The organism is Pyxidicoccus xibeiensis (genome assembly GCF_024198175.1).
Classification (GTDB): Bacteria; Myxococcota; Myxococcia; order Myxococcales; family Myxococcaceae; genus Myxococcus; species Myxococcus xibeiensis.
On sequence record NZ_JAJVKV010000001.1, the window covers coordinates 334,017 to 354,260 of the forward strand.

Here is a 20,244-nt window from a genome sequence, read left to right on the forward strand (position 1 = left end):
CCGAGAACCATGGCCCAGTACAAGGCAAGCAAGCGGAAGTGGTACGAGGAGAAGTTCCTGCTCCCGTGGCCCGCGGAGAACGGCGACGCGAAGGCCAGCCTCGTGGTGGAGGAGATTGGCCAGGTGGCCGGCCTGGACGTCCACCTCACCGTTTTCAAGTCCACCTGGACCTACCGCTTCCAGCACCATCACGGCCTGGAGACCATCTTCGACCGCATCTTCGGAAGCGGCACCGGTGGCGTCCACGTCACGCTGGAGCTGCCGGGGGAAGGCGGCCAGCCGAGCACGCAGGGCATCCACTGCTACATCGGCGGGCCGAACCAGGGACGCACTGACGAAGAGCGCGTGGCGCTGGAGGCGCTGCTCGAAGAGCAGGTGACTCGGCTGAAGGGCATCATCCAGACCGCCCTGAACGAGTTCGACGAGTTCGTCTGGGAGGGCTGCGACGACCCGGATGATGCCTTCGCCTTCCTGGCCTGTGACACCCGCCACGACGGCTTCGAGCTGCTCGCCCGCATCATGTCCGCGCGGCACGGCATGAAGGTGGTGTACCCGGCGCAGTCGGACCTCGCCCTCCTCTGGGCGACGCCCTCGCTGCATCCCATGCAGGCGCTGCAGAACTGCCACCAGCGCCTGATTCGCGACTCCGTGCGGGGACTGGGCACGGACGAGGCCTCGGCGAAAGAGTCCGTGGAGATGGGGAAGTACTTCTACTTCACCGCGACCCCCCCGAAGGCCATGGGGCTGGCCAAGGACGCACCCGCGGACACGCCGACGCTGCTCGAGGAGCTGGAGAGCACCCTCGACAAGCTGGAGCGCGAGCTGCCCACGCTTCCCAAGGAGGCCGCCCCCCCGCATCTGGAGAAGGTCAACGAGCAGCTCTGGAGCCTGCGGAAGGCCTTCGACAAGAAGGCCTCGGAGGCGGACGCGGCCACGGCCGTCGAGCTCAAGAAGCGGGCGAAGTGGTACCCCCTGCTCGCGGACGCGGAGCGACAGCTCAAGGGCTTCAAGAAGCAGATGGAGGCCGCCGCCCTGGACGCTGAGCCCGCGGAGAAGCTGGAGGAGGTCCGGGCCCGGCTCGCCCGCGCGCAGCGCAACCTCTCCCTGGCGCATGCCGGCATGTGCAGCATCCAGAACTTCCACACCATCGAGCCGTTCTATCTCTTCCGGCTCCTGGTGAAGTTCCAGGTGCAGTCGAAGACGCCCATCCCGCCCGCCGACCGCACGAAGCTCAGCAGCTCGCTGACGGGCGGCCTGCACAACAGCCCCCACATGGCCTGGCTCTTCACCTGGCTGCGGGACAGGCTGGTGGTGCTGGACGCGGCGCTCCGCAAGGCCTGCCCGAAGAAGGGGCCCGTCTCCAAGCAGTGGCCCGACGGCGAGCCGGCGGTGGTCTTCTATCTCAAGGGCGGCCGCGCGGCGAAGTACCTCCAGGACCGCGCCACGGAGGGAGAGAACGACTGGGACACGAACATCGTCATCAATCCCAACCTCAAGGCGGGCGACTGGTACCGGACCTTCCTCGCGGTGCACAACACGGTGCTCGCCTTCCTGGAGGAGTCCAAGCGGCTGTTCGCCGTCCGCGTCCATCAGCGCGATGCCTACGAGGGGATGACGAAGGCCCTCACGGCGCTGGACAAGGCCGAGCAGGACCAGCGCGCCAAGGACCAGGAGAAGGCCAGGGCAAAGAAGGACGAGCACGAAGCCCAGCTGATGCCGGATCTCCAGGAAGACGACGTCCACGTCTCCGATGAGGACGAGCGCCTCTATGAGCAGGCCGTGAAGCAGCTCAAGGCCCTGGCCCTCTCGGACCGCCTGCGCAACGAGGAGACGGGCTCCCTGCTGGAGGAGCTGGAGAAGGAGAACCTCAAGGCGGAGCTCATCGACATCGGAATCCCCCGCCGGGACACCGTGGAGGCCTTCGAGCAATGGTTCAACGTCTGCCCCCGAGTCATCGTCCGCGGCGACGTCCCCATCCCCGGGCACCTCTATTACCTCGCGGAGTTCGTGACGATGATTCGCGAGGCCTTCATGGACAAGAGCATCTCCATCCGGAAGATTCCCATCCGCGTGGAGCGCCTGCTGGAGGTCCTCCTCATGGCGTCCGCCGACCTCGACCGGTTGATTGGCGAGGAGAAGGAGCACGTGCCGCAGATGCTGGCTCCCTCGCTGGCCGAGGTGGGAAAGCTCCCGCTGCACCTGAAGCGGCTGCTCACCCTCCTCGTCAAGCAGCTCGCGGACGCATACGAGCTGGCGGAGGACCCCGGCCTGGCGAAGTGCTTCGACACGACGTTCAAGGCGGCGCTGCCCCAGCGTGCGGCCAAGGCGAAGTACCCCAAGTCCCTGACTGACTCGATTGCCGCGTACGCGCCCTACGGCAGCAACGCGAAGAACAAGGAGGTGGCGGATGCGATTGGCTTCGTCCAATGGATGGCGGAGACCTACGGCACCCACCTCAAGGAGGAGCGGGCCCGCTTCATCCAGGAGCAGCGCAAGTGGTTCGTCCACTTCATCAAGGCCATCTACACCGGCTCCATCTTCGCGCTGGGAGAGGACCTCCAGGTGCAGTTCGCCGTGAGCGGCGCCTTCGCGGCGCAGCTGCACGCGAAGTACGCGCGGTTCGAGCGGCTGGAGGAGCTGGAGCCCGTGAAGCGGGTGGACATCAAGCTCTTCTGCACGCCCGGGACGAAGCCGGGCGCCACGGTGGACGCGGCCGCCGTGCTGGAGCTCATCGAGCCCATCATCTCCACGTACCTCCAGAACACCGCGACCAAGGCACCGCACTACCACGTCGTCCGCGGGGCCCCGGGGACGCTCTACTTCCAGTGGCCGGAGGCGGTGAAGTTCGCGGAGGGCATGGAGTACCAGCCCATCGTGATGAAGCTCTCCGTGGAGGCGTGCGAGGAGAGCTGGCCCCAGCTGGCCTTCATCCAGGGGCTGCCCGTCCTCGGGCTGCGAGACCTCATCTGGGAGTACAAGCGTCGCGCGGGGCACGTGGAGGAGACGTTCACCCAGCGCTCGCTGAAGACGGCCATCGACGCGCTGATGGACATCCTGACGCGCTTCGAGAGCCCCAGCTCGGAAGAGGCGTGGAGCCCCACCCAGCCAGCCGTCGTCGAGTCGGAGGTCTCACCCGACGACGACGACAAGGACGACGCCGACGCCGAAGAGCTTCCGTGGACGACCGTGGAGGTGCCGAGGCTGGACTTCATCCCGCAGCAGAAGGCCAACTGGTGCTGGGCGGCCACCAGCCTGATGATGCGGAAGTTCTACCTGAAGGACACGAGCACGCTCGAGGACGTGGTGCGCGAGGTCCATCCCGGGCTGGAGGACGAGCAGAGCTCGCTCCGGCTCGCCCGGCTCAAGCCCCAGGGACAGGTGGAGGGGCGCATCCTCTCGTGGGAGGAAATCAAGGCGCAGCTCGATGCGAAGAAGCCCTTCATCATCGCCAGGGGTGGTCACTACTGGGCCTGCTACGGCTACCAGGAGCGGCGTGCGGAGAAGCGGCTGCTCTACTGGGACCCGCTCCCCCCGGAGACCGGGGCCAAGAGCCAGATGACCTACGCGCAGTATCAAGCGCACATGCTGGCCGGTGGCGCGACGGCCCAGGCCTTCGAAATCCAACCGTGGAAGGTGCTCATCCCCCTCCAGATAGACGAGAAGAGCTACCAGCAGGGCAGCCAGAAGATGTACCTGCGCCCGGTGCAGAACCGGCTCCGCGTCGCCAGCTCGGAGCTGCGCGTCCGGCATGCACGCAACTCGGTCGGCGGCGTGGGCGCCGTCATCCAGACGCTCCGGTTCAGGGGCCTGCCCGCGGAGTTCGAGTGGGACATGAAGGTCGCCGAGGAACACTGGGCCGTGGACACACAGCGCATGTCCGTCGTGCTGGAGGTCGAGGCGACGCTGTCGCAGGAGCAGCGCCCCGTGCTGGCCGGAACGACCCAGCTCTCCGTGGGCATCGAGAAGCCCTCGTAGCGGGAGGCCCCACGGACCACGCGCCGTTCTCCTGAATGCTCAGTCGATGGTCACCAGGACGAACTTGTTGTTGATGTCCCGGTCCACGGGGGTGACGACCTTGCCCGAGCCCACCGAGGTGCGCAGCAGGTTGAGGCGATTGTGCTCCACCAGCACCCACTCGCGGCCGGGCCGCATGGCCAGGTTGCGCATGCGCGTGCTGGCGTCGCTGCTGCGGTACTGCTCCACCGTGTTGCTCGAGTAGAACGTCTCGCCGCGCCAGTTCATCATGTACGCGACGATGGGCTCGTCCGCCTTGCGCTGCGCGTAGTACCGCCAGAACAGGTCGCGCTGCGTCCAGTGGTGGGACAGGTCCACCCAGTGGCTCCAGTTGAACCAGAGGGCCACGCCCGCCGCCAGCGCCCAGAAGGTGCCGAACAGCATCACCCGCGCGCGCAGCAGCGAGGCCACCACCGCCATGGCGCCGGCCACCGCGAAGGTGAAGCCCAGGGTGCTCTTGATGTTGACGGGCTCCGACAGTGCCCGCAGCACCGAGTCCTCCGCCACCGGCGCGCGGAAGCCGAGCACCGCCAGCGCCACGCCCGCCACCGCGACGAGCCCCGCCACCGTCCGCGGCGAGGAGCGCCCCTGCGTGCCCGGCCGCGTGGACTGCCAGCCGAGGAAGCCGGCCACGCCCGAAAGCGCGAGCCCCAGCAGCGCCGACGCCGACACCTGCGCCTGCGACGCCACCGCGCCCAGCGTGGCCACACCCGCGAGCAGGACGCCCAGCGCCACCGCGCGCGAGCCCGGTGAGGCCTTGTCCTTCGCGCGCGGCGAGAAGGCGTCGAAGGAGAGGTAGATGCCGAAGGCCAGCAGCACCAGCGTCACCAGGTCGCCCGTCCACAGCGGGCGCGAGGAGAAGAAGGCGATGGGCTTGGTCACCAGGTCGTGCGGGTAGGCCCGGTCGTAGTTGAAGACGAACAGGTCGGTGAAGTGCTTCGGGTTGTCCGACAGGTCCTTGCCCACGAGGATGAAGAGGACGAGGCCGAAGATGAGGCTCACCGCGTGGGCGGAGATGCCCTCCTCCCACAGCCGGTCCGCGAAGAGGGCCAGCAGGATGGCCAGGCCCGGCAGCACCGGGAAGACGTAGTGGTGGAACTTCGTGGCGCTGGAGGCCAGCAACCAGAAGGAGAAGGCCACCCACAGCACGGCGATGACGGCCAGGTGGTCCGCCTTCTTCTCCGAGCGCAGCTTGAGCCGCGCGACGACGGCGAAGGCGCCGGGCAGCAGGGCCACCCAGGGGAAGATGGCGTAGCCGCCCTGCTCGATGAAGTAGATGAACGTGCCGCCCGGCGTGGTGGTGTACACGCCCGCGGTGAGGCGGTTGAGGTGGTCGTGGACGAAGAAGCGGTACCAGAAGAGCTTGCCCTCGTCGTCCACGCTCTCGAAGAGCGACAGGGTGACGTACCAGGGCGCGGCCACCGCGAAGAAGACGAGGATGCCCGTGCCCAGGTGCATCCGGAACATCTGCCCCCAGAGCACCGGCATCGGCTGGCGGCCCTCGCGCACGTCCTTGCGGAAGGCGCGGCGCGTCAGCCACTTGAGGTGGGACTCCAGGCTGGCGCCGTCCCAGGGGATGACGGCCAGCGCCGCGTAGAGCACCAGGATGACGGCGGGCAGGCCCACGCCCAGCAGGCCCTTGGCCAGCGTGCCCAGGCCGGCGAAGAAGTAGAAGCCGTACCACCACGCGGAGCGGTGCTTCGTCGTCTCATCCAGCTGGCCGATGAGCGCGCACGCCATGGCGCAGATGAGCGTGGTGACGAAGGGCGTGTCCGTCACCGTCTGCCGGGTGAGCAGGAAGTACAGCGGCATGGTGGCCAGGATGAAGCCGGTGGCCAGGCCCGCGCGCCGGTTCACCACCCGCGACACGGCCAGCGACAGCAGCGCCACCGCGGCGATGCTCAGCAGGGCGAAGGGCACGCGCATGCCCCACTCGGTGAACAGGCCCAGCGCGCCGTCGGTGCGCACGGTGCCCACCACCTGCATGCCCAGCGCCTGCATCCACATGGTCAGCGGCGGCTTGGAGAAGAAATACGCGCCTTCCCAGAAGGGGTACACGTAGTCGCGGCGCTCGATCATCATCCGAGCCACCTCGCCGTAGTGCGTCTCCCAGCAGTCCCACAGCCCCACCGCCCCCAGGTAGGGCAGGAAGAGCAGGGCCGCGAAGCCGGCCGTGGAGAGCACGACGCGGGTGCTGGACGGCAGCGCCAGCCAGCGCTGGGCCCACTTCGTCGAGAAGGTCTCCTTCCCGAGAACGGCCTCGGAGAAGGTCTGCGCCTGCTGTTCGCCTTCGCTCGCCACGAGTGGAAGCTCCTTGAGTCGTTTCGGGCGCCAGTCCCGTGCCAGCCGCGGACATATATCCCCGCCGTCCCCCTCGGTCGACCTTCCTGGGTTGGCCCCCGCGCCGGGGGCCAACCTCATACATGCGGTGGGCAACCCCGCGGATGGTGACAAGGAGTGGAGCAACGGGTCATGGACTGTCGTCTCGAGCCGCGGGGCCCGAGGTGGCAGGGCGTTCCCGAGTCATCGCGGGGAGGTAACACGCGCCCTTGTATTCAACGCCGTCCCAGTCATCACAATCCTTCACGTCCACGGGCAGCTTCCTCCAACAAGCGCCGTTGATGGCGACCTGCACCTTGCCGGGACAGCGGCCTTTGGCGTTCGGGCGCCGCTGCCCTGGAAAGGGTTTCGGGGGCAGCTCCTGCGCGATGGAGGCCCACACGGAGGGGGCTCGCTCGGGCTCCACCGGCGCCATCAGCGCGGAGTCCCCGAGGGCCACGGCGCCGCCATCCCTGGACTCTTCCTCCTCCGCGAGGTGAGCCACCGCGGGCTCCTCGGAGGGACTCCCCCTCAGCAGCCCTCCGGCGCTCAGCGCCAGGGCGCCTGCGAGGCCGGCGGCCGCGAGCCGGGGCCACCTCGCCACGCGAGGAGGGGGCCGCACCGTGACGCGCTGGGGAGGGGGAAAGAGGCCCGCGGGTCGCGGCTCTTCTCCCGTGAAGAGAGGCACGTCCGCCTCGTGTCCCGCGTTGCGTGCTGCCTGCTCCAGCGCTTCGGCCACCTCCCGCGCGCTCCCTCGCGCTTCGGGGTGGGGCGAGAGCAGCCGGGCCACCAGCGCGCTCAGCTCCGCACTGCAGCGGGGGTTGCAGACTCGCGCCGTCCAATGCGCCAGCTCCTCGGGGCGCCAGAGCCAGGCATCGTCATCCATCGGGTGCGCCGACGGGGGGTACTTCTCGGTGACCAGGCGATAGGCGGTGACACCCAGGGCGAAGAGGTCATCCGCGGGCCCCGGCGCATATGCGACGGCCGGGGGTTTGCGGGCGCGGAGGAAGAAGCGCCACGCCTCGGGCGAGCGGTAGGGCGGGGTGCCGGGTGGAAAGGGGTGCGAGGTGAGCGTGGCGGCCCCCAGATGGTGTCCAGAGCCGAAGTCCAGCAGGAAGGGCTGAGCGTCCGTGCTCCGGACGCGGATGTTGTCGCCCTTCACGTCGCGGTGGAGGCCTCCGGCCGCATGGGTGGCTTCCAGCGCTCGGGCCAGCTGAGCCAGAAGCCGAAGCACCTGCCGTGAAGACGGGCGCCAGGCCTGGGCCCACGCATAGAGCGACGGGCCTTCCACCCACTCCATGACGAGCCAGGCGTAGGAGACGCCCTCGCGCGGCTGCCAGTCGCCATGGTCCAGCAGGCGGGGGACAGCGGGGTGGCGCAGGCGGAAGAGCAGCTCGGCCTCACGGAGGAAGCGCGCATCCCCCGGGTGCAGGGCCAGCTTGAGGGCCACGACGCCTGGAGTCCCGTCCACGCGCTGGGCCTGGTAGACGACGCCATTGGTGCCCCGGCCGCGCTGCTCCAGCAGACACCACGGGCCGATGCGCGTCCCCGGGGGCAGGTTGGCCGGATTGAGGTGGTCAGACTCCATGAGGTCCCTCGTGAGGCGGTCCGCTCCGCGCACGCGGAGACTACTCGCGAGGTAGTCGGACTCCAACGCCATCCAGCAGGTGGACGACTGCCCTCCACTCCAGAATGACGTGGGGAATCCTGAGCGCCACAGGTGAAAGCGCATGCTTCACCACCGCCGCAGGTAGCTGCCCCCACTCATGGAGACGAGCGCGCACTGTGAGGACAGCCTGAGCAGGAGGGTGCCCCAGAGGGCTGCACGGCCTGTCCACCGCCCTGGCGTTCAGCCCAGGCGCCATCCGCCAGCGGCCCTCCCCGGTCCCTCGGACCTGCCTGGTTTCATCCAGGCGAGAGACACCTCCAAGGAGGGGGGAGGCTGGCTCGAACCTGTTTCGGAGACTCCGTCGTGACGCGGCCGGCGGCAAGCCACGACCGCGCCCCGGTTCGACCGCCACCGGGGCGCGGCCCCGGCCGCTAGGGTGCCGCCAGGAGGGCGACGTCGCAGGCGGTGAGCTCTCGGCTGTAGGTCCGGACATCGTCGAACGAAGCCGGGATGCTGAAGAAGCCGCCCAGGCAGGACGGCAGGCTGCGGCCGATGCGGAACGGGTTCTCGCCGGTGAGGTCCGTCGGCGCAGCGCTGGTCGAGGCGCCGACCTGCACGCCGTCGATGTACATCTTGAGCGAGGTCCCGCCGCGGGTATAGACGACCTGGTGCCAGCTGCCGTTGTTGAGCGGCGTCGGAAAGACGTTGAAGCCCGCGCCGTTCGTGCCTGCCGCGTCCTCGTAGATTTCGAGCGACGTGGTGGAGTCGCCGTTGAGCCTTCCCGAGAGATAGTTGCCTGCGCTCCCCACCACCCGGTTCCCGATGAGATCGCCGTTGCCACTGCTGTTGAAGGTCGTCTTCAGCCAGTAGCTCACGGTGAACGGGCCCGTCCCGAATTGCCCGGGCGCGAGGCCGAAGTCGACGTGGGCGTTGAGGTCGCACTGCCCGGTGGGCGTGAGCGTGACTGCCCCGGAGCCGTCGAAGCTGACCGTCCGCGACGCCGAGCTGCCCAGCGTTCCGTCCGACGTGCCCGCCGAGTCCAGGGCCGTGCTGCCGCCGGCCTCGTCGAAGGTCCACCGGTGGGCCAGGTTGCTGGTCGTGTCGCCGACGAGCGGGCCGCCGGTGCAGACCCCGCCCTGGCAGGTGTCCGGCTGGGTGCAGGCGTTGCCGTCGGTGCACGCCGTGCCGTCGGGCGCCACCGGATTGGAGCACTGCCCGGTCGACGGATTACAGGTGCCCGCGGTGTGGCACGCGTCGAGGGGCACACAGACCACGCCCGCGCAGAGGTCTGGCTGGCAGGTGCCGTTCAGGCAGATGGAGCCGGCGCAGCAGGGCACCGTCGCGCCGCACGGCGCGTTCGTGGGCAGACAGCCCTGACCCTGGCACGTGGGGTCGTAGAGGGGGGAGCTCGGGTCGGTGCTGGTGACGTAGTCTCCGGGGTGACCCGCATGCCCGTCGATGCACCCCTGCTCGCTGATCCTGAGGATCTTGTAGGGATTGGTGGCCGAGCCGGTGGCGTGACAGAGCTGTACCCTGCCATTGACCTCGAAGTACTCACATTGCTCTTCCGTCAGAGCGGAGTCGGTCGTTTCGAGGGGCTCGTCGTGTGAGTCGGTGGACGTCGCGACGCAGCTCATGGCCACGGCGCCCGCTGCCAGAGAGCTCAGGAAAAACATGGAAAGACGGCTTGATAGGAATGAAATGAAGCTGCGCATGGATATCCTGACAAGTGAGTAATGGGGAATGCAGTGCTGGCGTAGCACTGCAGAGCACTTGTCATTCGCGGCGCTCCATCAGAGCGGTGAGGCCCGCCCATGCTGGAGTGTGGCTGGTGTTGCAACCAGAGTGAGCGCCTGGATCACAAGGCCAGAGTCAGGGTACCTGCCGGCCTCTAGTATGGCTTCGCATTCCCGAGGGAAAACGTGCACTGTCAATTTGTGCATCTCGGGCACGCCCGCAGGGGCAGGCTGACGCTGCGTAGCTCCGCCAGACCTGCGGCGGAGACGAGGACCCGTCCTACGAGGAGAGCGCGTCCGGCCAGTTCATCCGCGAGGGTAGAGAAAATGACAATCACGCAAGAACTGTATGCATTGGAGGGATGACAGGAGTGCGCAGTTCGCACGTGGATTCCTCGAACGCTTTCTGCCCGAACGGAAGAGTCTCCACGCGGGCTTTTCCGTCCCGGAGAACGCTGATGCGCCCAGGGTGACATTCCAGACCGAAGACGAGATTCTGGCGTATCTGGAGGCTCCCCCGGTGAGCCCCATGGCTTGTATTGGAGCGAGAGGGAACCGGGCTCTTCTCGCCAGGCGATGCTGTTCTACACGCGAGATGGGAAGGTGATTTTCGGGCTCGCGGAGCTCGCCGAAGACGCGGCTGAGCGGCTGCGAGAGCTGGCACGTTTCGTCGGGGCCTATGACACACTCATGAGCTCCGAAGAGCGCCCGCCCGACACCGCACGCGAGTTCGTTGGGCTCTGCCGGCGAAGCAGGTCATGAAATCCTGACTCAAGACGCGGATGACTCCTGCCTGACAAGGTGAAGCCCCAGGGGGGAAGGACAGTCCCGTGCGGCCATGCGGTGACAGCGCCCCACGCCCAAGGCCGTCCGGGACATGCCACGGGCAGGCTCCCGGGAGGGCTGACTCGAGACCTGGAGGGAGCCCGCATCGCCCGAACCCTCGGGGGGCCTTCCGGCCTCTTGCGCGCCGTGGTCCCGGTGACCTGCCCGGTCGTCCGCCGTCGGCATGTCAGCCCCACCCGGTAGGAAGGTCCTGGCGGAAGGAACGTTCCTTCCGGCGGCGGGTCGGTCCGGCAGGGGGTGGGCAGCGGCGCGGTCCGAAGCCATGACGGCGGGAGAGGCCCTGCCAGCAGCTCACGAGGCTCCGGCGTTCGGGCGCTCGATGAATGCCGGGCCCCGTGGCGTTCTTCGATGCGGCCCTCCCAGGACGAGCACACCGTACTCGAGAGCCCAGCTCGCCGACGTGCAGCTGCTCGGCGTCCTCGAAGTCCTCCTCCGTCAGGTCGAAGAAGGTGACGGTGCCGCTTCCGTGGGCCTGGACGACAGCGCCGAGGTCCTCGAAGGTGACGTCTTCGTTGCCCCAGGTGCGCACCCGCGTGACGCCGGGCATCGCGCGCAACCGCTCCTCCACCGCGTGGAGCTCCCGGTAGCGCAAGGGCCCCCAGACGCCCAGGACGAAGCTGAGGAAGCAGGGGGCCAGGGTCACACCAGGGCCAGCCCCCCCGCGAGCACCCGGGCCCGGCCCCGAGAGGCTGTCGGCAGGTTGGAATCCGGGGCGGGTGGCACGACGTCCATGCCCCCCGACCCCTAGGCGGGCTGGCGCGCCGTCGCACCTGGACGCGTAAACCGTGCCAGCCGCGAAACTCGACACCGCGCCTTTTCGTGCGCTACCATTACAAAAGTTCAATGGTGGCGGATGTCTCGGAAGAGGCAACACGACAAAGAACTCTGGGGCTCCCAGAGGGGGAACGGCACATGTGTCAGCGGCTCTGTGGAAATCACTCGGTCCATGACGGCGAACCAGCGAAGGCGGGCTCCTCCCGTCGCGGGTTCCTGGTGGCGGGGGCTTCAGCCCTCGGTGCAGCGGCAGTCTCGTCCATTGCCACGCCGGCGCAGGCCGCGCCCGGGCAGGAGGAGCTGTCCCGGGAGGGCGGCGCCGGCGACCGCGGCATGCCCGCGGAGACGGGGGCTTCGCACCGGCGCTACCTCATCAAGGGCGGCGCGGTTCTCAGCATGGACCCGGCCGTGGGGGACTTCGCCCGGGGCGACGTCCTCATCGAGGGCAGGAAGATTGTGGCGGTCGGCCCCCACCTGCACGCTCCGGGGGCCGCGGTCATCGACGCCGCGGGCATGATTGTCATGCCTGGGTTCGTAGATACCCACCACCATCAGTACCAGACGGCGCTGCGGAACTTCCTGGCCGACGGCCTGCTGTTCAACGACGGCCTGCCGCACGGTCAGAAGAACTACCTCGACTACATCCACTCCACGATTACCCCCGTCTACCGGCCGCAGGACGTCTTCATCGCGGAGCTCGTCTCGTCGCTCAGCCAGCTGGACGCCGGGGTGACCACGGTCGTCGACACGTCGCAGGTGGGCCACTCTCCGGAGCACACCGAAGCCGTCATCCAGGGGCTCCAGGAAGCGGGCCGCCGCGCGGTCTTCGTGTACTCCCCGGGCGTGGGCCCCCGCAGCATCTTCCCGAATGACCTCTCGCGGCTCCAGCGCCGCTACTTCTCCTCCACCGAGCAGCTGCTGACCCTGGCCATGGGCGGAGAGGTGTTCGACCCCGCCTTCCGGACCTACTGGGCCCTCGCGCGCCAGCATGGCCTGGCCATCGTGTCCCACCTGGTGGGCAGCCTCGGCCAGCGCACGCTCGTGGAGCAGCTCGCGAGTGAGGGCCTGCTCGGGCCCGACATCGAGTTCATCCACGCCACCGGCCTCTCGGAGGACTCCTGGAAGGCGATGGCCGACTCGGGGGTCACCCTCTCGGTCGCGGCCCCCATCGAGATGACCATGCGGCATGGCCTGCCACCGCTCCAGACGGCGCTGGACCATGGCATCCAGCCCTCGCTCAGCGTGGACGTCGAGTGCACGATGACCGCGGACTTCTTCACCCAGATGCGGAGCGTCTTCACGCTGCAGCGGGCGCTCATCAACGAGCGTGCGCTCAACGGCGAGACGAACCTGCCCGAGCTCCTCAAGAGCCGCGATGTCATCCGCTTCGCCACCGTCGAGGGGGCCCGGGTCGCCCGGCTCTCGCACAAGATTGGCTCGCTGACGCCGGGCAAGGAGGCCGACATCGTCCTGCTGCGGGCGGACGCCATCAACGTGGCCCCGCTCAACAACGTGCCGGGCGCCGTCGTGACGATGATGGAGCGCAGCAACGTGGACACCGTCATCGTCGCGGGAAGGGTGCGCAAGTGGCGAGGCGCCCTGGTCGGCGTGAACTGGCCCCACCTGCGCGCCAACCTCGAGGCGTCCAGGGACTTCATCTTCCGGGCCGCGGGAATCCAGCGCGAGCTCTTCTGAGGGTGTCGCTCAGCGCGGCGCCTCGCGCCGCTGCCACGCCAGGACTTCCTCCAGCTCCGGGCGGGCCAGGAGGCCCAGGGCCTTGAAGCGGCTCCGGGCCTCCTCCGCCAGGGCGGCCGCGCGGGCAGGGTCCGGAGGCTTCAGCGCCCGCTGCAGCCGGGCCAGGACGAAGGTCTGCCACGCCGTGTCCATGCCCTCGAAGGAGGAGGTGCCCAGACGCGCGCGAGCGCGCTCGACGAGCGGCAGGGCCCTGTCCGGCTCGCGCAGGAGGAGCCAGGCCTCGCCCAGGCAGCCCTCGTCCTTGGCGGTGGCCACCGTGCCCGTGCCCTGGACGCGCTGGTGCACCTCCAGGGCGCGCTTGCAGCGCGCGAGCGCCTGCCGTGGCGCCTCCGCGCGCAGGTCCACCATCCCCAGCCGCCAGAGCACATCCCCCGCCAGGCCGCTGTCGGCGCCCTCGGTCTTCTCCGCGAGGGCCAGCAACCGGAGCAGGTCGCGCCGCGCGTCCTCGAGGCGCCCCATCCGGACGTAGGTCATGGAGCGGTACCACAGCACCAGCGCGATGCGCGGCGAGTCCGGCCCCAGGGTGCGCTCGAAGCGGGCCAGGGCCTCGCGGTAGTGCTCGAGGGCTTCGTCGGTGCGGTCCGCGTCTCCCAGGAGCAGCGCCAGGCACGCCAGCGCATGAGCCGACATGGGGTGATTCAAGCCGTGCCCCTGCTCGGCGAGCTGCAGCGCCTGCTTCTGGAGCGCCGTCGCCTCCTCCGTCCGGCCCAGGGAGCGCAGCTGCATGGCCAGGTTGGAGAGCAGCGGCGAGCGCGTGTACACCGGAAACTCGGAGGCCTCGTGGATGGCGATGGCCCGGCGCAGGGTGGAGATGGACTCGTCCGCCTTGCCCATGAACTCGTAGATGGGCGCGAGGTTGTTGAGGCTGGAGATGAGGTCCGGGTGGTCCTCTCCCAGGTGGTGCTCGCGCAGGGCAATGGCCTGGATCTGCAGCTCCATCGCCTCCGGGTACTTCCGCAGCCGGTAGCGGGCCTTGCTGAGCATGGTGAGGAAGTTGGACATCTCCAGGCTGTCCGGGGCGTAGGCCCTGCGCGCCAGCTCCAATCCCCGCGTGACCTCCGCCTCCGCCTCGACGTACTTCCCCTGCTCCAGCAGCACCGTCGTCAGCTGCAGGTGGAGGATGGCGGCGATGGCCGGGAAGCGCTCGCGCCCCAGGCGGTCCAGGGTGGCCTGGGCGTGCTGGACGATGCGCTCCACGTCCTCGCCGCGCGCGAGCTGCACGCCCACCACATAGAGGAGGTAGCTCCACGCACGCGCCACCGTCTCGTCGTCGCGCCCGGCCTCGGCGGCGAAGATGGCCTTGTACAGGGTGGCCTCCGCCTCCTTCGGCTTGCCGTCCGTCGACTGGAGCTCGCCGTGGGCGAGCAGCACCTCCGCTTCGAGGGGCTTGTAGTCCAGGTCCCGGAGTTCCTCGGGGAGGGCGGTCGTAATCCGGAGCGCCTCGCCAATCCGCCCTCCCACGCGCAAGGCCTTGACGTCCGCCAGCTTGCGCCGGGCCGCGTCCACGCGGGGCCGGAGCGCGTCCGGCGGCTGCGGGCGGGTGGACAGCTCCGGCGCATCCCGGCAGGTCCCCAGCCCCTCGAGCGACGAGGTGAGCTTCCCCGCGTTGCGCACCGTCTGCGCATCCGCCTTCTTCAGCACGTCCGTCACGGCGGCCAGCTGCCACAGCCGCGCATCGAGACACGCCGCCGTCTGCCACGCGGTGCTCTCCGGCTGCTCGTGGGACATCACACACGCCTCGGTGCGCAGCGCGCGCCACTGCGACGCGTGCGCGTCCAGGTTCCCCGCCACCTTCTCAAAGACCTCCGCCGCGGCCGGCGCTCCCGTGGCGAGGAAGGCCGCGCGCACCTGCTCCCGCCGCGCCCTCCCCCACGCACCCTCGAGCTTCTCCGCTTCCTGCTCGCAGCGCGCCTCGGTCCGGTGCGCCAGCGGCCACACCACCGCGGCGCCCACTACGCTCGCGACCCCGGCCAGCGCCGTCACCCTCACCCACAACCGTCGGGGCGGAAGCGCCAGCGCCGCCAGCAGCGGCTCCATGGAGGCATAGCGCTCCTCGGGACGTGGCTTCAGTCCGCGCAGCACCGCGCGCCTCACCCAGGCGGGCACCTTCGTGCCTGGAGGCGCCGGACGCACGCGCCCCTCCAGTGCGGCACGGGCCACCTCCTCCAGGCTGCCTCCCTCGAAGGGGCGCACGCCGTAGAGCGCTTCATGCAGCGCCACACAGAAGCTGAACTGGTCCGACAGCGCGTCCGCCCTCCGCCCGGTGAGCAGCTCCGGCGCCATGTACGCGGGCGTGCCCAGCAGTGCGCCGGTCCGCGTGAGCGGAGAGATCGGCGGACTGGCCGTGGACGCGGGCAGGTCCAATCCCATTCGAGGCGTGGCGCCGGGCGCCCGGTTGAGGGGGCGCGCCATGCCGAAGTCCGTCACGCGCGCGCGCCCGTCCTTCCCGACGAGGACGTTGGCCGGCTTGATGTCGCGGTGCACCAGCCCCGCCGCGTGCGCCGCCGCCAGCCCCCTTCCCACCTCGGTGAAGACTCGCAGCACCTCCTGCCAGGTGCGCGGCGTCTTCAGCCACTCCGCCAGCGTGACGCCCTCCACCAGCTCCATCGCCAGGAAGACGCAGTCTCCATGCTGGCCCACGTCGAACGCCGAGACGACGTTGGCGTGCGACAGGCGCGCCAGGGACTGCGCCTCCTGCACCAGCCTCAGCCTCAGCTCCTCCACCTGCCGGCTCTCCGGGCGCAGCACCTTCAGCGCCACCTGCCGGTCCAGCTCCGGGTCATACGCCGCGTACACCACTCCCATGGCCCCGGCGCCGATGCGCTCCAGCACTACGTAGCGGCCCAGCGTGGCACCGCGCTCCAGCGGCGCGGGGGCGGACAGCTCCGCCTGGAAGGACGTGGAGTCCTCGCGGGCCGCCGCCAACACGCGCTGGCAGTCCGCACAGCGCTCGACGTGCGCCAGGACGGCGCTGCGCTGCTCCTGGGGAAGCACTCCCGCCAGCAACTCACTCAGCGTCGTCTCGCCCGGGCACATCGTCATACCGTGGCAAACGTATCAGGGCTCTCTTCTTCACCGGGCTCCTGCGCTTCAAACAAGCGGGACCTGTTCACCGCTGACGCAGAAATCCAGGCGGTGCCCCGTCACGAGGCCATGACGGGTCAGGGCTTCGTTCAGTGCCTCACCCTGGACAGCTCAGGGAGCTCGCCGCTGCCACGCCACGACCTGCTCCAGCTCCGGACGGGCCATGACGCCCAGGGCCTTGAAGCGACTCCGGGCCTCCTCGGCCATGGCGGCCGCGCGAGCGCGGTCTGGAGGGTTCAGCGCCCGCAGCGTCCGGGCCAGGACGAAGGTGTACCAGGCCGTTTCCATGGCCTCCAGGGAGGAGGTGCCCAGGCGCGCGCGGGCGCGCTCGACGAGCGGCAGGGCCTTGTCCGGCTCGCCCAGGAGAAGCCAGGCCTCTGCCAGGCAGCCCTCGTCCCTGGCGGTGTCCATGGTGCCCGCGCCCTGGACGCGCTCGTGCAGCGCCAGGGAGCGCTGGCAGCGCGCGAGCGCCTGCCGTGGCGCGCCCGTGCGCAGGTCCACCGACGCCAGCCGCCAGAGCACCGATGCCTCCAGACCGCTGCCGGAGCCCTGGCGCGCCTCAGCGAAGGCCTGTAACCGGAGCAGGTCGCGTCGCGCGTCTTCGAAGCGCCCCATCCGGATGTAGGCCGTGGAGCGGTACCACAGCACCGGCTCGATGCGCGGCGAGTCCGGTCCCAGGCTGCGCTCGAGGTGGACCAGGGCCTCGCGGTAGAGTCCGAGAGCTTCCTCGAGGTGGTCCGCGTCGGCGAGCAACTCCCCCAGGGCCGCCAGCGCCAGGGCCGACTCGGGGTGGTCCCGTCCATGCTTCTGCTCGACGAGGGCGAGCGCCCGCTTCCGGAGCGCCGTCGCCTCTTCGAGCTGGCCCAGGTTCCGCAGCCGCGTGGCCAGGTTGGCGAACAGGGGCGAGCGTGTGTACTCCGGCAACTCGGAAGCCTCGTGGAGGGCGATGGCCCGGCGAAGGGCGGCGATGGCCTCGTCCGCCTTGCCCATGACTTCATGGATGGAACCGAGGCTGTTGAGGCCGCCGATGAGGTCTGGGTGGTCCTTCCCCAGGTGGTGCTCGCGCAGCGCGAGCGCCTGGAGCTGCAGCTCCAGCGCCGCCGGGTACTTCCGCAGGCGGAAGCGGGCCATGCCGAGCGTGCCGAGGAAGTCGGCCATGCGCAGGCTGTCCGGGGCGTAGGCCCTGCGCGCCACTTCCAACCCCCGCGTGATTTCCGCCTCCGCCTCGACGTACTTCCCCTGCGCCAGCAGCACCTGCGTCAGCCGCAGGTGCTGCTCCGCGGCAATGGCCGGGAAGCGCTCGCGCCCCAGGCGGTCCACGGCGGCCTGGGCGTGCTGGACGATGCGCTCCACGTCCTCGCCGCGCGCGAGCCGCACGCCCACCAGCCAGATGAGGTAGTTCCACGCGCGCGCCACCGTCTCGTCGTCGCGCCCGGCTTCGGCGGCGAAGACGGCCTTGTAGAGGGTGGCCTCGGCCTCCTTGAGCTTGCCATCCATCGACTGGAGCCTGCCGTGGGCGAACAGCACCTCCGCTTCGAGGGGCTTGTAGTCCAGGCCCTGGAGGTCCTCGATGAGGGCGGTCGTGAGCCGGAGTCCCTCGGCGTACTGGCCCCCCGCGTTCCGGGCGTCGGCGTCCGCCAGCTTGCGCCGGGCCGCGTCCACGCGGGGCCGGAGCGCGTCCGGCGGCTGCGGCCGGCTGGTCAGCTCCGGTGCATCCCGGCATACCCCCAGTCCCTCGAGCGACGAGGTGAGCTGCCCCGCGTTGCGCACCGTCTGCGCATCCGCCTTCTTCAGCACGTCTGTCACGGCGGCCAGCTGCCACAGCCGCGCATCGAGACACGCCGCCGTCTGCCACGCGGTGCTCTCCGGCTGCTCGTGGGACATCACGCACGCCTCGGTGCGCAGCGTGCGCCACTGCGACGCGTGCGCGTCCAGGTTCCCCGCCACCTTCTCAAAGACCTCCGCCGCGGCCGGCGCTCCCGTGGCGAGGAAGGCCACGCGCACCTGCTCCCGCCGCGCCTGCCCCCATGCGCCCTCCAGCTTCTGCGCTTCCTGCTCGCAGCGCGCCTCGGTCCGGTACGCCAGCGGCCACACCACCGCGGCGCCCACTACGCTCGCGACCCCGGCCAGCGCCGTCACCCTCACCCACAACCGTCGGGGCGGAAGCGCCAGCGCCGCCAGCAGCGGCTCCATGGAGGCATAGCGCTCCTCGGGACGTGGCTTCAGTCCGCGCAGCACCGCGCGCCTCACCCAGGCGGGCACCTTCGTGCCTGGAGGCGCCGGACGCACGCGCCCCTCCAGTGCGGCACGGGCCACCTCCTCCAGGCTGCCTCCCTCGAAGGGGCGCACGCCGTAGAGCGCTTCATGCAGCGCCACACAGAAGCTGAACTGGTCCGACAGCGCATCCGCCCTGCGCCCGGTGAGCAGCTCCGGCGCCATGTACGCGGGCGTGCCCAGCAGCGCGCCGGTTCGCGTCAGGGGCGTGACGGGCGGGCTGACCGCGGACGCGGGCAGCTCCAGCCCCATTCGAGGCGTGGCGCCGGGCGCCCGGTTGAGGGGCCGCGCCATGCCGAAGTCCGTCACGCGCGCGCGCCCGTCCTTCCCGACGAGGACGTTGGCCGGCTTGATGTCGCGGTGCACCAACCCCGCCGCGTGCGCCGCCGCCAGCCCCCTTCCCACCTCGGTGAAGACTCGCAGCACCTCCTGCCAGGTGCGCGGCGTCTTCAGCCACTCCGCCAGCGTGACACCCTCCACCAGCTCCATCGCCAGGAAGACGCAGTCTCCATGCTGGCCCACGTCGAACGCCGAGACGACGTTGGCGTGCGACAGGCGCGCCAGGGACTGCGCCTCCTGCACCAGCCTCAGCCTCAGCTCCTCCACCTGCCGGCTCTCCGGGCGCAGCACCTTCAGCGCCACCTGCCGGTCCAGCTCCGGGTCATACGCCGCGTACACCACTCCCATGGCCCCGGCGCCGATGCGCTCCAGCACCACGTAGCGCCCCAGCGTGGCACCGCGCTCCAGCGGCGCGGGGGCGGACAGCTCCGCCTGGAAGGACGTGGAGTCCTCGCGGGCCGCCGCCAACACGCGCTGGCAGTCCGCACAGCGCTCGACGTGCGCCAGGACGGCGCTGCGCTGCTCCTGGGGAAGCACTCCCGCCAGCAACTCACTCAGCGTCGTCTCGCCCGGGCACATCGTCATTACCGCGGCAAGCGTACCAGGGTTCCAATCCCAGGCTTCAGACAGGCCGCATGAGCCACGAGGGGCGCAGCACCGTCCAGCCTGGAGCCTGGGCCCGGCGTTCCTTCCTCGATGGCCGCCGAGCGGCGTCCTGCCGCGTCAGGCCGTCACTGTCGCCTCGGCGATACAGCGAGCCGCTCCCGAGGCGTCGCAGCCATTGAGCCCCGCGCCCCACGCGGCGTTGGCCTCCAGCAACGCCCAGCCCCGCCCCTCCACGAGCGCGACATCCAGCACGCACGTGCGCGGCAGCGGCGCCATGCGCGCGATGTCGGCGAGGAAGGCCTCGGCCTCCGTCACAGAGGCCTCCCCCTCATACAACGCACAGGTACGCACGCGCCCGTCGAGCACCCAGGCCCGGACCTCCGCTCGCAGCGAGACGACTTCCGACGACAGCACAGGGGTCTCCGGCGCCAGCCCCCGGCACTCCTCCGCGAGTGCCTCCGGCCCCGGCCACACGGCGGCGCGGAACACCTTGGGCACCAGCGGCTTGATGAAGCGGGGGAACGTCTCCGCTGCCACCTGCTCCAACGTGGCGCCTCGCACCTCGCGCTTCACCCACGCAGGGTCCACCTTCAGCAGCAAGTCGTCCGGTGGAGACACGAGCGACAGGCCCAGCTTCTGCGCCAGCACCAGGCAGAAGGTGTCGTTGCCGTACAGGCGCACCCTCTCGCGGTCCACGGCGGGCGGGCTCCAGAAGCGCCCCAGCCTCAGCACCTCGCCGCCCTGCGCCTCCCACGCGCGGGCGACGGTGTCGCGCTCCGGATCCGCCTTCTCGGGGATGAGCAGGGTGAGCCCATGGAACATGCCGGGCACCCTATACGACCTGACATGCTCACGTTTGAAGCCGCCAACGCGCCGCTCGAGGCCGCG

At 69.9% G+C, this 20,244-nt stretch carries 9 protein-coding genes; 2 read left to right on the top strand and 7 right to left on the bottom strand.

Annotation, left to right across the window (positions count from 1 at the left end; genetic code table 11):
• Positions 1–9 precede the first annotated feature (9 nt).
• Positions 10–3,975 (top strand): papain-like cysteine protease family protein, encoded by a 3,966-nt coding sequence (locus LXT23_RS01355; protein ID WP_253978215.1) that lies wholly within the window; start codon positions 10–12, stop codon positions 3,973–3,975.
• A 39-nt stretch (positions 3,976–4,014) separates the two neighbouring features.
• On the opposite strand, the gene LXT23_RS01360 is transcribed toward LXT23_RS01355, so the two are convergent.
• From LXT23_RS01360 to LXT23_RS01375, 4 genes are all read right to left on the bottom strand, one after another.
• Entirely contained in the window at positions 4,015–6,315 is a 2,301-nt protein-coding gene (locus LXT23_RS01360) for an ArnT family glycosyltransferase (protein ID WP_253978216.1), read from the bottom strand.
• A gap of 169 nt (positions 6,316–6,484) precedes the next feature.
• Positions 6,485–7,921, bottom strand: a complete 1,437-nt coding sequence (locus LXT23_RS01365) for a serine/threonine protein kinase (protein ID WP_253978217.1) — start codon at positions 7,919–7,921, stop codon at positions 6,485–6,487.
• A 452-nt stretch (positions 7,922–8,373) separates the two neighbouring features.
• A complete protein-coding gene (locus tag LXT23_RS01370) occupies positions 8,374–9,579 on the bottom strand; it encodes a LamG domain-containing protein (RefSeq protein WP_253978218.1) in 1,206 nt (401 codons plus the stop codon).
• A gap of 1,111 nt (positions 9,580–10,690) precedes the next feature.
• Positions 10,691–11,167: a hypothetical protein gene (locus tag LXT23_RS01375; protein ID WP_253978219.1), complete on the bottom strand. Its 477-nt coding sequence runs from the start codon at positions 11,165–11,167 to the stop codon at positions 10,691–10,693.
• 269 nt (positions 11,168–11,436) lie between these two features.
• On the opposite strand from LXT23_RS01375, the gene LXT23_RS01380 reads away from it, so the two are divergent.
• Positions 11,437–12,993: an amidohydrolase family protein gene (locus LXT23_RS01380; protein ID WP_253978220.1), complete on the top strand. Its 1,557-nt coding sequence runs from the start codon at positions 11,437–11,439 to the stop codon at positions 12,991–12,993.
• Positions 12,994–13,002: 9 nt separating this feature from the next.
• Here the strand turns inward: LXT23_RS01380 and LXT23_RS01385 are convergent, their stop codons facing one another.
• The 3 genes from LXT23_RS01385 to LXT23_RS01395 form a co-directional block, all read right to left on the bottom strand.
• Positions 13,003–16,095 (bottom strand): serine/threonine-protein kinase, encoded by a 3,093-nt coding sequence (locus LXT23_RS01385; protein ID WP_253978221.1) that lies wholly within the window; start codon positions 16,093–16,095, stop codon positions 13,003–13,005.
• A 153-nt stretch (positions 16,096–16,248) separates the two neighbouring features.
• Complete coding sequence (locus LXT23_RS01390; RefSeq protein WP_253978222.1) at positions 16,249–19,335, bottom strand: protein kinase domain-containing protein; 3,087 nt, start codon at positions 19,333–19,335, stop codon at positions 16,249–16,251.
• A 138-nt stretch (positions 19,336–19,473) separates the two neighbouring features.
• Positions 19,474–20,178: an ATP-grasp domain-containing protein gene (locus LXT23_RS01395; RefSeq protein ID WP_253978223.1), complete on the bottom strand. Its 705-nt coding sequence runs from the start codon at positions 20,176–20,178 to the stop codon at positions 19,474–19,476.
• Positions 20,179–20,244: the final 66 nt, after the last annotated feature.